Source organism: Oceanibaculum nanhaiense, from assembly GCF_002148795.1.
Lineage (GTDB): Bacteria > Pseudomonadota > Alphaproteobacteria > Oceanibaculales > Oceanibaculaceae > Oceanibaculum > Oceanibaculum nanhaiense.
In genome coordinates this window covers 320,662-333,746 of sequence record NZ_MPOB01000003.1, presented here as the reverse complement: position 1 = coordinate 333,746, position 13,085 = coordinate 320,662, and the positions used below count along the sequence as shown (strand labels likewise).

Annotated in this window: 11 protein-coding genes; 8 read left to right on the top strand and 3 right to left on the bottom strand. The window is 63.8% G+C overall.

What is annotated here, in order from left to right:
* The first annotated feature begins 75 nt into the window (after nucleotides 1–75).
* The 7 genes from BKM74_RS06880 to BKM74_RS06850 all read left to right on the top strand — a co-directional run bounded on the left by BKM74_RS06880 (nucleotide 76) and on the right by BKM74_RS06850 (nucleotide 10,584).
* Nucleotides 76–2,484, top strand: a complete 2,409-nt coding sequence (locus BKM74_RS06880) for a DUF1217 domain-containing protein (protein WP_086464951.1) — start codon at nucleotides 76–78, stop codon at nucleotides 2,482–2,484.
* 132 nt (nucleotides 2,485–2,616) lie between these two features.
* Nucleotides 2,617–3,645 (top strand): MBL fold metallo-hydrolase, encoded by a 1,029-nt coding sequence (locus BKM74_RS06875; RefSeq protein WP_086464950.1) that lies wholly within the window; start codon nucleotides 2,617–2,619, stop codon nucleotides 3,643–3,645.
* A gap of 200 nt (nucleotides 3,646–3,845) precedes the next feature.
* Nucleotides 3,846–4,442 carry a hypothetical protein gene (locus BKM74_RS06870; protein WP_140056037.1) on the top strand — a complete coding sequence of 199 codons (597 nt, stop codon included), beginning with the start codon at nucleotides 3,846–3,848 and terminating at the stop codon, nucleotides 4,440–4,442.
* Between the two features lie 382 nt (nucleotides 4,443–4,824).
* Entirely contained in the window at nucleotides 4,825–6,489 is a 1,665-nt protein-coding gene (locus tag BKM74_RS06865) for an ABC transporter substrate-binding protein (RefSeq protein ID WP_086464948.1), read from the top strand.
* A gap of 145 nt (nucleotides 6,490–6,634) precedes the next feature.
* Nucleotides 6,635–7,567, top strand: coding sequence for an ABC transporter permease (locus BKM74_RS06860; protein WP_086464947.1), 933 nt, complete (start codon nucleotides 6,635–6,637; stop codon nucleotides 7,565–7,567).
* A gap of 10 nt (nucleotides 7,568–7,577) precedes the next feature.
* On the top strand, nucleotides 7,578–8,459 hold the full coding sequence (locus BKM74_RS06855) for an ABC transporter permease (RefSeq protein WP_086464946.1): 882 nt from the start codon (nucleotides 7,578–7,580) through the stop codon (nucleotides 8,457–8,459).
* Between the two features lie 4 nt (nucleotides 8,460–8,463).
* Nucleotides 8,464–10,584 carry a dipeptide ABC transporter ATP-binding protein gene (locus BKM74_RS06850; RefSeq protein ID WP_086464945.1) on the top strand — a complete coding sequence of 707 codons (2,121 nt, stop codon included), beginning with the start codon at nucleotides 8,464–8,466 and terminating at the stop codon, nucleotides 10,582–10,584.
* 3 nt (nucleotides 10,585–10,587) lie between these two features.
* Here the strand turns inward: BKM74_RS06850 and BKM74_RS06845 are convergent, their stop codons facing one another.
* On the bottom strand, nucleotides 10,588–10,779 hold the full coding sequence (locus tag BKM74_RS06845) for a DUF2842 domain-containing protein (RefSeq protein ID WP_217895446.1): 192 nt from the start codon (nucleotides 10,777–10,779) through the stop codon (nucleotides 10,588–10,590).
* Between the two features lie 171 nt (nucleotides 10,780–10,950).
* Here BKM74_RS06845 and BKM74_RS06840 point away from each other — a divergent pair, with 171 nt between their 5' ends.
* The gene (locus BKM74_RS06840; RefSeq protein WP_086465074.1) at nucleotides 10,951–11,724 is read left to right on the top strand and encodes a DUF1194 domain-containing protein; all 774 of its coding nucleotides are present in this window, start codon (nucleotides 10,951–10,953) and stop codon (nucleotides 11,722–11,724) included.
* A gap of 87 nt (nucleotides 11,725–11,811) precedes the next feature.
* On the opposite strand, the gene BKM74_RS06835 is transcribed toward BKM74_RS06840, so the two are convergent.
* Together BKM74_RS06835 and BKM74_RS06830 are read right to left on the bottom strand one after the other, a co-directional pair.
* Entirely contained in the window at nucleotides 11,812–12,159 is a 348-nt protein-coding gene (locus BKM74_RS06835) for a hypothetical protein (protein ID WP_086464944.1), read from the bottom strand.
* Nucleotides 12,160–12,300: 141 nt separating this feature from the next.
* Nucleotides 12,301–13,038 carry a class II aldolase/adducin family protein gene (locus tag BKM74_RS06830; RefSeq protein ID WP_176342427.1) on the bottom strand — a complete coding sequence of 246 codons (738 nt, stop codon included), beginning with the start codon at nucleotides 13,036–13,038 and terminating at the stop codon, nucleotides 12,301–12,303.
* Between the last annotated feature and the right edge of the window lie 47 nt (nucleotides 13,039–13,085).

Here is a 13,085-nt window from a genome sequence, read left to right as displayed (position 1 = left end):
TAATGTTCATCTCGTGGAATTGGGCGGTAAAAGGCCTGCCCTACGCCCACCGGCAAGAGAAGTGACAGAAGCGTCATGGTAGCCAACGTCGCCTATATGAGCGGTGTCTCCGCAGCACTCTCCTTCCAGATGCTGCAGAAGAACACCTCGCAGCAGATCACGCAGTTCGGACAGACTGCGCAGGTCATGCGCGAGGTCGAGTATTTCAAGAAAAAGGCCGGCTCCATCGAAAGCGTGGACGATCTCATGAAGGATCGCCGGCTGATGAATTTTGCCCTGTCGGCCTTCAGCCTGGAAAGCGAAGCGCAGTATCCCGGGCGCCTGAAGAAGGTGCTGGAAAGCGACCTGGACGACAACAGCTCGCTGGCCAACCGGCTGTCCGACAACCGCTACCGCGAAATCGCCGGCGCCTTCGACTTCGCGAACAGCGGCATGTCGAAGCTGCAGGACGCGGCTTTCCTGGAAGACCTGTCGCAGAAATATATTCTCAACGAGTTCGAGAAGGCGCTGGGCAACAACAATCCGGCACTGCGCGAGGCGACCTACTTCCTGCGCAATATCGGCAATGTCACCAGCCCCTACGATATCCTGGGCGACAATGTGCTGCGCTCGGTCGTCACCTTCACGCTGAACCTGCCGGCGCAGATTGCCGTGCAGTCGGTGGAAACGCAGGCGCGGCTCATCGAAGGGCGGCTCGACCTCGAAAAATTCAAGGGTGTGGAGAGCACGGCGCAGACGGGCAGCGGCTCGATCCGCATCGATGATGCGCGCGACGACCAGACGCTGCTCTATAATGGCGTGCAGCTGTCGAAGCAGGCGATTGCCCAGGTCGATGCGATCCAGAGCCAGCTTGAGCTGATCCGCGCCGGCTATGGCGCGCTGGATGCGGTGCAGGACCCGGCCGGCGAATTCCAGGCGGAAATCCCAGTGCAGGAAGCCGCCATCCCCGAAATGGTGCGCCAGAACGGGTTGCTGGCCGCCGCCAATGATTCGCTGGGCCGCATTCAAGGCTATGTCAGCCGCATGAACACGCTGGTCGGCCTCGCCAGCGACCCCGCCAACGCCGCCAGGCTGGACAGCTACAAGACCGAGTTCGCGGATCTGCGCGACAAGATCAACACCGCCTATAGTGAGGCGACCTATTCCTATGACGACGGCGATGCGGATGCTGCCGGCACGCTGGAAAACCTGTTGAGCGGCGCGCTGCCCGACCTGTCCGTGCAGTATAAATCGACCGGCGAGACCCTGACCACGCGCTCGCAGGACCTCACCGGCTTCCTGGCCGATATCGATGCCGCCAACGCCAGCTTCCAGGCCGTCACCGGCTCCGGCGACGCCGGCAATCTGGCGACCGCGGGCGGTATCGTCACCAGCAGCACGACGGAGCTGGCCAATGTCCGCAAAGAAGTCACCGCCGACCGCACGGCGCTGACGGACGCGATTGCCTCGATCCCGCAATTCGCCGCGACCCTGAATTCTGCATCGCTCTATCCGGGCGCGGAAGCGGTACGCGATGCCGGCTCGCGGCTGAGCGAGATCAATCTGCTGCTGGGTGAACTGCGTGGCCTGGCGGTGGAGTCCACCGCGCTGCCCGCCAGCTCCAACCGTACCGGCTTGCAGACCCAGTATGACGAGATTGTCGGCAAGATCGGCGACCTGATCAACGATCCGCGCACGGCTGGCCTCGACAATCTGCTGGCCGGCGGTAATCAGAGCTACGAGCTGCTGAACGGTTTCAATATCGAGGCCCGCGGCCGCGATCTGACGACCAGCGTGCTGGCCGAACTGACCGGCCGCGACATCAGTTCCTTCGCCAATGCCCAGGGCGTTCTGACCGCGCTGGACAATCAGATCGCGACCGCCACCAGCACCGCCTTCCGCGAGATTTCCATCGACGCCAGCTCCTTCAACCTGGCGTCGGAGACGCTGGACCCGCGCGCCGCGGTGGACAGCGCCTATCGCAGGCTGTCGAACGATTTGCAGACCTATATCAACGCTGCCGCGTTTGAGGGACGGAACCTGCTGTCCGCTGACCAGGAAAACATTGAGTACCGTGTGGAATCCAGCGGCCGGCTTATGAGCGTCGATGCGATCAGTGATTTCGCGACCAATTTCGGTGCGATCCTGCGTGGCGGGGCCGATGGCCTGCCAAGCGATGGCGGTGACAGCACCGGTGCCATCGCGGCGCTAAACGACGCGCTGTTCTCGCTGGGGCGGGTGCGTGAGACGCTGAATTCCGATCTGCGCACGCAGCAGATGGAAAAGAGCATCGTCGATGCGACGCTGGCCCAGTTTGTCGGCAGCGAGTCGTCTGAAACGGAGGACCCCTATGCCGGGTCCAGCAAGTTCGCCGTGGAGTTCATCCAGAAATTCCTGGCGATGAAGGATGCTGAGTCCGCCACCTCGCAGCTGGGTCTGGGCTCCGGCAGGGACGCCTATCTGCTGAACCTGGTCCAGCCGATCAATTTCAACTTCAACGTCTGATCCTTAGCGCCGCTCCGGCGGCCTGCATGGCCTGCATGGCTGGCATCCGGCGATGGTTCACGCTGCCTGCTTGCCATCCGGCACCGGGCCGCTAGTCTTTGCCGCAACGAAAAGCGGGGAGACGAACAAAGCATGAAGCCGGAAATCAACTATCGGTTCAGTGAGCTGCCCGAGGGCGGCACGACGATGCGCGTGGCTGACGGCGTGTACTGGCTGCGCATGCCGCTGCCCTTCGCGCTGGACCACATCAACCTCTGGCTGCTGGAGGATGGCGAGGGCTGGACCATCGTCGATACCGGCATCGGCGGCGAGAAGACCCGCACCCTGTGGGAAGGCGTGTTCGCCAGCACGCTGGGCGGCCGCCCGGTGACGCGCATCCTGGTCACGCATTTTCACCCCGATCATATCGGCCAGGCCGGCTGGCTGACGCAGCGCTGGAACGCGCCGCTGTGGATGACGCAGGCGGAATGGCTTTATGGCCGCCATCAGCGCGCCGAGGATGATGGCAGCCGCGAGGCCGTCGCCCGTGCCTTCTACACCCGCGCCGGCGTCAGCGAGGAGCAGATGCCGGCGCTGCTGGAGCGCGTCGGGCGCTACCGCAAGGGGGTGGAGCCGATCCCGGCAGCCTATCGGCGTATCTTCGGTGGCGAGACGATCCGCATCGGCAACCGCGATTGGCAGATCATCATTGGCGAGGGGCATTGCCCGGAGCATGCCTGCCTCGCCTGCCCGGAGGACAGGCTGCTGATCTCCGGCGATATCATCCTGCCGCGCATCAGCCCGAACGTCTCGCTGTGGCCGCAGGAACCCGATGGCGATCCGCTGGCCCGCTATCTCGGCTGTCTCGACCGGTTCGCCGGTCTGCCGGACGACACGCTGGTGCTGCCCTCGCACGACACGCCTTTCACCGGCGTACACGAACGGATATCCAATCTGCGCCAGCATCACCAGCACCGGCTGGACCTGATCCTGGAGGATTGTGCCAGGACGCCGCGCACCGGCGTCGAGGTGATGAACGCGATGTTCACCCGCAAGCTGGACATGATGCAGCTCGGTTTCGCCATCGGTGAGGCGCTGGCGCATCTGAACCGGCTGCTGCATGAAGGCCGGCTGGCGCGCGAAACCGGAGCGGATGGGGTGGACCGCTACCGCACCCTTTGACCGTTACCCTTGACCGTTTCTGCCGGGTGCCCGATGCCGACCCGGCAAAAGCTGCCATGAGCCTAGTGTCGGCTATGGTGATTTCGCCTTAATCGGCTGATTTTACAATTGTTTTCGGTTGTCGTGGCGATTGGCACGGCGGTTGCTTTCTGTACTGGCGAGGCCCATTTGGGGCCACCCGCTTTACGCCAGGAGGGAACATGTCTCTGATGACCGCCACCCGTTTCGCCGCGCCGCGCCGCGAGGCCAGCACCGAAGCCGATGCGCCGCAAAATCCTGTGATTTCTCCCGCCAAGGCGGTGCGCCCTTCGATCCGTGCGATAAAGCCGCAAGCGAAGCCGGAAGCCAAGCCGGCGGCACGCCCGGCCGAGCCGCTGCGTGCTGAGCGCAACACCGACCGCGGCGCCGAGCGGACTGAACGGGCCGAGCCGCAGGCCGCCTGGCTGCAGGGGCAGGGTGCCGGCCTGCCGCGCAAGGGTGTGAACCGCCAGCAGCTGCTGCGCGAGCTGGATGGGTTCCAGCGCCAGCAATTCGCCAGCGAGGCGCGCAAGACCGTCATGGACGTGTCCGCCCGCGAGATCGAGGGCATCGTCACCATCGCCGCGAAGTTGCGGGGCCGCTACCTGGCGAAGCTGCTGGACAGCGGCGCCAGCGGTCGCGGCCCGGTCACCGAGGGCGAGATGCGTGAGATCGCGCGCTGCCGCGAGATGTACGAGGAAGCCCGGCGTGGCGTCGAGGAGCTGAAACAGGCCCTGGAGCAGGGCGAGATCGTCCTGCAGGGCATGGAGAATAGCTGATTTCCGGTCCCCGAATTTTCTGAAAGCCCCCCAACTGGGCGTCGCCATGGCAGGCGGCGCCCTTTTTCTTGTTGATGAAAATAACTAATTTTCCTTTTCTATCAATCATCTTCTGAATATTGCAGCCCAGCGAGGTTGACAAATCGGGCTGTGGCTCTAAAAATCCTAGTCCATCCCAATCGAGCGCTCTGTCGTTCGGTCGGCATTTTGCAAATGATGTGTGCGGAGATTTTCTTGGATAGCCACTGATACTGGCCGCTCCAATAAAAATCGTATTATCTATTTAGACATGATGTCGGTTGATCGAGACGTTGAGTAAAAACATGATTTTTTACTTGATGAAAGCGGCGCAGCGACCCATGAGACAGCGGGAGATACATTCATGAGCGACACGCCCAAAAACGGCATTCACCCCTATATCCCCAAGCTCGCCGACCAGCTCGGCAAGGGCCGCATTGGCCGGCGCGACTTCCTGCGCACGGCGACCCTGCTCGGCGTTTCCGCCGGCACGGCCTACACCATGGCCGACAAGCTGATGGGCACCAGCTCCGCGGCGCTGGCGCAGACCGGCACCCCGAAAAAGGGCGGCAATCTCCGCATCTCCATGAATGTGAAGGAGATCACGGACCCCGCGACCTATGACTGGTCGGAGAAGGGCAATGTCGGCCGGCATATCGTCGAATCGCTGACCCAGGTCGGCTCCGACAATGTGACGCGCCCGCACCTCGCCGAAGGCTGGGAGACGTCCGACGATCTCAAGACCTGGACCTTCCGCCTGCGCAAGGGCGTGAAATGGTCGAATGGCGACGAATTCGGCGCCGATGACGTGATCTTCAATTTCGAGCGCTGGCTCGACCCCGCCACCGGTTCCTCCAATCTGGGCCGCTTCAGCTCGATGATGGTCGAGGAGGGCGGCAAGCAGAAGATGGCGCCGGGGGCGATCGAGAAGGTGGACGAGCACACAGTCCGCTTCAAGCTGCAGACCGCCGATATCGCCCTGCCGGAATCGATGGGCGACTATCCGGCGCTGATCGTGCACCGCGATTTCGCGAAGATGGGCGGCAATCTGGTCGATAACCCGATCGGCACCGGCCCGTTCGCGCTGAAGGATTTCCGCGTCGGCGAGACCGCCCGCTTCGAGCGCCGCGAGGGCAAGTACTGGGGCGGCGATGTCTATCTGGACGGCGTTACCTATATCGACCATGGCGACGACCACTCCGCCTGGCTGGCCGCACTGGCCTCCGACCAGGTCGATCTGTTGTACCGCCTGATCACCGAGAACGTGCCGGCGGTAAGGCAGATGTCGCATCTGCAGATTTACGAGACGGTGACCGGCCAGACCGGCGTCGCCCGCATGAAGGTGACGGAAAAGCCGTTCGACGATGTGCGCGTACGCCAGGCAATCCAGGCCTGTATCGACCATAAGCGTCTGCTGGAACTGGCCTATCAGGGCTTCGGCGTGCCCGGCGAGGACCATCATGTCAGCCCGGTGCATCCGGAATATGCCGAGCTGCCGGCGATGAATCAGGATTACGACAAGGCCAAGAAGCTGCTGGCAGAGGCCGGTTATGCGAACGGTCTGGAAATCACCATCGATTGCGTGACCCAGCCGTCCTGGGAGCCGAACACCTGTCTCGCCATTGCCGAGATGGTGAAGCCGGCCGGCATCAACCTGAAGGTCAATATCCTGCCCGGCGGCACCTACTGGGACCGCTGGACCACCACGCCCTTCGGCTTCACCTCCTGGACGCATCGCCCGCTCGGCGTGCAGGTGCTGAACCTTGCCTATCGTTCCGGCGTGGCCTGGAACGAAAGCTCCTACGCCAATCCGGAGTTCGACAAGCTGCTCGACAATGCGATGGGCGTGCTGGACCCGGAGAAGCGCAAGGAGAAGATGGTGCCGGTCGAGAAGATGCTGCAGCAGGACGCGGTCATCATCCAGCCTTACTGGCGCTCGATCTTCACCGCCAGCAACAAGAAGGTGAAGGGCTTCCAGATCCAGCCGGCCGAGGAGATGCACGTCAACAAGATCTGGCTCGACGCCTGATCGTGCGCAGGCCGGTGTGCCACCTTGACGCCAACCCCACCCCTCCCCCTTGCCGGGGGAGGGCGATGGGCCTTTTTCCGCCCCCCTTGCGGGGGTGGATTAGGGAAAAGGGTGTGCGCACCGCCGCTGCTGGAGACTATCGAGAATGGTGATTTTTCTGGCCAAGCGATTGGCCTTCATGATCGTCACCATGCTGGTGGTGTCGATCCTGCTGTTCCTCCTGCTGGAGGTGAATGGCGAGGCGGTGGCAGTCAAGGTTCTGGGCCCCTACACCTCCATCGAACAGCGCAATATCTGGCTGGAAAACAACGGTTATTTCCGGCCGCTCTATGTGCGCTACTTCGACTGGCTGTTCAGCATCGCCAGTGGCGATTTCGGCCAGTCCATCCGCTTCAAGGTGCCGGTTTCCGACGTTCTGTGGGACCGGCTGGGCAACACTGCGATTCTGGGGGCGGCGACCTACGCCATCATGGTGCCGACCTCGCTGGCGCTGGGCGTGCTGGCCGGCATGAAGGAGGGCTCGGCCCTCGACCGGGTGATCTCGCTGACCTCCATCGGCACCACCTCGGTGCCGGAATTCGCCAGCGCCGTGCTGCTGGCCTTCATCTTCGTCTTTACGCTGGGCTGGCTGCCCGGCACCAGCGCGATGAGCGGCGGCTTCGATCCGGTGCAGCTGATCCTGCCGGTTTCGGTGCTGTTCCTGTACGGCTTCGGCTATCTGGTGCGGATGACCCGCGCCTCGATGGCCGAGGTGATGCAGACGCCCTATATCCGCACCGCGGTGCTGAAGGGGCTGCCCTACCATCAGGTGATCCTGCGCCATGCGCTGCGCAACGCGCTGATCGCGCCCTTCACCGTCATCATGCTGCAGATCAACTGGCTGCTGTCGGGCGTCATCGTGGTGGAGTTCTTCTTTGCCTATAAGGGCTTCGGCGCGCTGCTGCTGGAGGCTTCGCTCAACCAGGACATCTATATGATCCAGGCCTGCGCCATGGTGGCCGTGTTCGTCGCGGTGACGACGCAGACCATCGCCGATATCGGCTATACCTATCTCAATCCCCGCATCCGGTTCGCGTGAGGAGGCGGCAATGACAGACAGCGCGCTTCCGACCCGTTCTCCTGGCCTCCTGCTGCGTAACTGGCGCCGTCTCGCGCTGATCCGCGAAAGCGGTGTCGGCACGGTCGGCCTTGCCATCATCCTGTTCTGGTGCCTGCTGGCGCTGCTGGCGCCGCTGATCGCGCCCTATCCGCCGAATTCGCAATATGTGCCCTTCCAGGTGCCGGGCGTGACGGCGCCCGATGGCGGCACCTTCTGGCTCGGCACCGACCATCTCGGCCGCGACATCCTCTCGCGCCTCGTATGGGGTGCCAGGACCGTACTGTTCTACGCGCCGCTCGCCACCTTCTGCGCCTATGCCGTCGGCATCGTCATGGGGCTGGCGGCGGGCTACAAGCGCGGCTGGATCGACGATGTGCTGAGCCGCGCGGCCGACATCATCCTCTCCTTCCCGGTGTTGGTGCTCTATGTCGTGGTCATCACCACCTTCGGCGCCTCGGGCATCAACATCATCATCGCCGTCACCTTCGCCAGCGCGCCGGGCATCATGCGCATCGTGCGCGGCCTGGTGCTGGATCTGCGTACCCGCGACTATGTGGCGGCCGCGCAGACCCGTGGCGAATCGGCCTGGTACATCATGTTCGTGGAGATCCTGCCGAATGCACGCGGCCCGCTGATCGTCGATGGCTGCCTGCGCCTTGGCTACGTCATCATCACCATCGGCGTGCTCGGGTTCCTCGGCCTCGGGCTGCCGCCGCCCGATCCCGACTGGGGCGGCATGGTGAACGAGACGCGCGGCATGGCGATGGTCTTCCCGCACATGACGATCTTCCCCTGCATCGCCATCTCCTCGCTGGTGCTGGGCTTCAACCTGCTGGCCGATGGCCTGCGCGAAATATCGCTGAAGGACTGAACCAATGGCGATAAACGGCAAGAGCGACACACCCGTACTGGAGATCGAGAATCTCTCGATCTCCTACTTCACCCGCGCCGGCGAGATTCCGGCGGTGGTTGACTTCAACCTCACGCTGAAGGAGGGCGAGACCGCCGGTCTGGTGGGCGAATCGGGCTGCGGCAAATCCACCGTCGCCATGGCGATCATGAACTATATGGGCGACAATGGCGGAATCGTCGGCGGCTCCATCAAGTTCCGGGGCCGCGATATCGTGCAGATGCCGCCGGACGAGCTGCGCCGGCTGCGCGGCGGCGAGATCGCCATGGTCTATCAGGAGCCGATGGCGGCGCTGAACCCGTCCATGACCATCGGCAGGCAGCTGGCCGAAGTGCCGATCTGCCATGAGGGCGTGGACGAGCGCACCGCCATGAAGCGCGCGGCGGAGTTGCTGGATGCGGTGCGCCTACCGGATGCGCAGCGTATTCTGGACGCCTATCCGCACCAGATTTCCGGCGGCCAGCAGCAGCGCGTGGTGATTGCCATGGCGCTGCTGTCGAAGCCGTCGCTGCTGTTGCTGGACGAACCGACGACGGCGCTGGATGTGACGGTGGAGGCCGGCATCGTCGAACTGATCGCCGACCTCAGCCGCGATTTCGGTACCTCCAACCTCTATATCTCGCACAATCTGGGGCTGATCCGGGAGACCTGCGACCGCGTCTTCGTGATGTATTCCGGCGAGGTGATCGAGGAGGGCAGCATCGACGAGGTGTTCGCCACCACGCGCCATCCCTATACGCACGGGCTGTTCGGCGCGATCCCGATGCCGGGGTCGGACAAGTATGCCCGCCCGCTGATGCCGATCCGCGGCCAGCTGCCCTTGCCGCATGAGCGCCCGAAGGGCTGCAATTTCGGGCCGCGCTGCGATCATTTCGAGTCCGGGCGCTGCGATACCGGCGGCATCCCGCTGGAGACGGTTTCGGGTGCGCCGCGTCCGCATGCGGTGCGCTGCCTGCGCTGGGAAGAGATCGACTGGAGCGCCTATGCACCCGATGCCGAGACGCTGGAGCCGATGGCGCCGGGCGAGCGGGTGCTGCGCGTCGAGGAGATGCGCAAATATTACGAATTGTCCGACAATTCCCTGCTGGCGCTGCTGAAGGGCCGCACCATCCGCTATGTGAAGGCGAACGAAACGCTGAGCTTCGATGCCCGCCGCAAGCAGACGGTCGCCATCGTCGGCGAATCCGGTTGCGGCAAATCCACCTTCGCCAAGGTGCTGATGGGGCTGGAGACGGCCAGCGAGGGGCGTATCCGCTTCAATGGCGACGATATCGGCGACCTGCCTGTGGAACAGCGTTCACCGGAGCAGATCGGCTCCCTCCAGATGGTGTTCCAGAACCCGAACGATACGCTGAACCCCAGCCATACGGTGGGCGGTCAGATCGCCCGGGTGATCCGCAAGTTCGGCGTCGCCAGCGATCCGAAGGAGATCGAGCAGCGCGTCCTGAAGCTGCTGGACATGGTGAAGCTGCCGCGCGATTTCGCCAAGCGCCGGCCGCGCCAGCTGTCTGGCGGGCAGAAGCAGCGCGTCGGCATCGCCCGCGCCTTCGCCGGCAATCCCGATATGGTGATCGCCGACGAGCCGGTCTCGGCGCTGGATGTCTCGGTGCAGGCGGCGGTGACGCAGCTGCTGATGGAGATTCAGCGTAATTCCGGCACGACCCTGCTGTTCATCAGCCATGACCTGTCGGTGGTGCGCTATCTGGCGGACCGCATCGTCGTGATGTATCTGGGCCAGATCATGGAGCAGGGCACGACCGAGGAAGTGTTCTCGCCGCCTTACCATCCCTATACCGAGGCGCTGCTGTCGGCGGTGCCGGTCGCGGATACGTCCATCGAAAAGCGCCGCATCGTGCTGGAAGGCGAGCTGCCCAGCGCACTGAGCACACCGAAGGGCTGCCCCTTCGCGTCGCGCTGCCCGAGCAAGCTGGGCGATATCTGCGATCAGGAAAGGCCGCCGGTGCTGGAGCCGGAGAAGGGGCACCGCATCGCCTGTCACATCCCGCTGCAAAAGCTGCGGAACGTGCCGCCGGTCTTCAGCACGAAGGAAGATGATGACGGCAACGATCCCGCCGCCGCGGCCTGAATTCTACTGAAGCGGTTTGGCGTCGGTCCTGGCGGCCCAGCCGATCAGCTTGGCGCTGGGCCATACCCAGGCGATGCCGGCCACCAGATAGAAGCCCAGCTCAGCCGCCCAATGGTCCGGCAGGAAATAGGTGCCGACCACCATGGCGAGCAGGGAATAGATCACCAGTCCGACCAGGATCAGCAGTACGGCCACGGTGGAACGCCACCGGAAGGGAAGGAAATCGCGCGACATGCCGGGGAAGATAGGTGGTGCATGCGCCCGCGCCAAGGGGCTTGTCCTGCCATCTTGCGGCAAATGTTATATTCGCACACACTGAAGTCGGGGAAGTCACCAGGGGCAATGCCACTCAGAGAGAGGTTGGCCATGCGCTTGCTTTTCCCGTTTCTTCTGGCCCCGTTTCTTCTGGTCCTGTCCATCCTGCTGAGTTTGCCCGTCCCGGTGCGCGCCGCCGGGCCGGCGGTCGATCTGGTGCTGGTGCTGGCGGTCGATGTTTCCGGCAGCATGGACGAGCACGAGATGAGCCAGCAGCGCCAGGGCTATATCGACGCCATCCGCCACCCCGCCGTGATCCGCGCCATCCAGGATGGCGAGCAGGGCAAGATCGCCATTGCCTATGTCGAATGGGCAGGGGCGGAGTTCCAATGGACGCTGATCGACTGGACGCTGGTGGACGGGCCGGAGACGGCGGAGGCGTTCGCCAGCCTGCTGGAAAGCAAGCCGCTGAACCGCTCCATGTGGACGGCGATTGGCTCGGCCATCGATTATTCCGTTGGCGTGATCGAGCGCGCACCGTTCGACGCCAAGCGTAAGGTGATCGACATTTCCGGCGACGGGCCGACCAATCGCGGCGTACAGGCCGCGCCGGCGCGCGACCGTGCGGTTGCCAAGGGCATCACCATCAACGGCCTGCCGATCCTGAACGACCGGCCGCAGCCTTTCGGCTCGCCGACACCGCGCGAGCTGAAGCTGGATCTCTATTACGAGAACCAGGTAATCGGCGGGGAGAATGCGTTTCTGGTGGTGGCGGAAGGCTTTGACGATTTCCGCGTCGCCATCCTGCAGAAGCTGATCCGCGAGATCGCCGGCCTGTCCGGGCCGGTCCGCACGCAGTTTGCGGTGCGTCCTGTGGGCGATTAGGCAAAAAGAAAGGCGGGGTTTCCCCCGCCTTTCCGTCTACTCGGCTATTCCCGTTTCCGGGCCCGTTTCCGGGGTCAGTGCCGCGGCTTAGTAAAAGCCGACCTCGGCATTTGCGGCCGGGTTCTGCGACAGCTGAGCCTGGCTCGGCGCGGCGTCGCCATCGATCACATTGACCGCGAGATTGCGGTTACCGGCGGTCGGGTCGGCATCGCTGGCGCCCGAGGCAACGCCCGGCAGGCTGCCACCGACCATGGGTACCATGCCGGCCTGCGAGCGCTGGGTCTCGCTGACCATGTTCAGGTAGGTCGGGCTGGCGTCGCTTGCGCCCCAGGCGGTCACCTGCGCGGCGCTGGCACCGGCGGCGCCGAGGCCGATGAAGCCGGCAACCAGAAGGGCGGGAAGGGCGGTCTTGTTCATCAGAGTGCGGATGGTCATCGTAAATCTCCTTGATCTCTTCGGTGAAGCCGACGATGGGTGCCGGCCTCGATGAACAGGAGATGGGGATGAAAATTTCCTTTTAAACTCAACGTCTTTTCACATCGATGTGATCGATTTGTGAAGGAACCATTTCGCTGCTCAGTTCGTATATCCGGGGTTTGTCCGATCCAGCAGGCGCAGCAGCGCCGGCCATTCCCGTTTCCCGCCGGGTGTCGGATCGCGCTCATATTGCTGGGCGGTATATTCGGCGACCTCATGGCTCGGCAGCACCAGTTCCGCGCCGCCGGTGACAGCCGGCACCTGCACCTGGCAGGAGCGGACCAGATAGAACATCAGCACGAAAACCTCGGGTATGGTGCGGCCGACCACCAGCATGCCGCGCCCCTTGCGCATCAGCGCGGGGTGCTGGCCCAGCGCATGGGCCGCGCGCTTGCCGGCCGCCAGATTGTCGCCCGGTCCGGCCAGCTCCTCGGTGCCGATGCGGTTGTAGAACTGCAATGAGAACTGGCTGATCGGCAGCAGCCCTTCCGGACCGCAGGCGACCGCGGCGGCGGCGCCCGCCGTCACCTCGAACACCACCATGATCTCCGGCCGGGCCGCCAGGATGGCGCGGTGCGCTGCCAGCGTATCGGCATCGACGCGGCCTTCCGGATCGCTCTCCGCCCCATCGGCGACGAACACCGCGTCGGAGGCGCGCATGTCGCCGAACGCCACATCGTCGGGTTTCGCCAGAACGCCGCCCGGCATTCTGACCGTGATCCGCCCATCATCGATATGGGCCAGCCGGTACAGGCCGAACAGCCGGCAGGTCGCGGCGATATCGCGGCGCAGGACGGGTTCCTCGAACGAGGCTTCGTAAAAGGTCGTGTCGGTCATGCGTTCCTCGTATTGTAGATGCGTTGGACAGTGCGGGCTTGCACCCA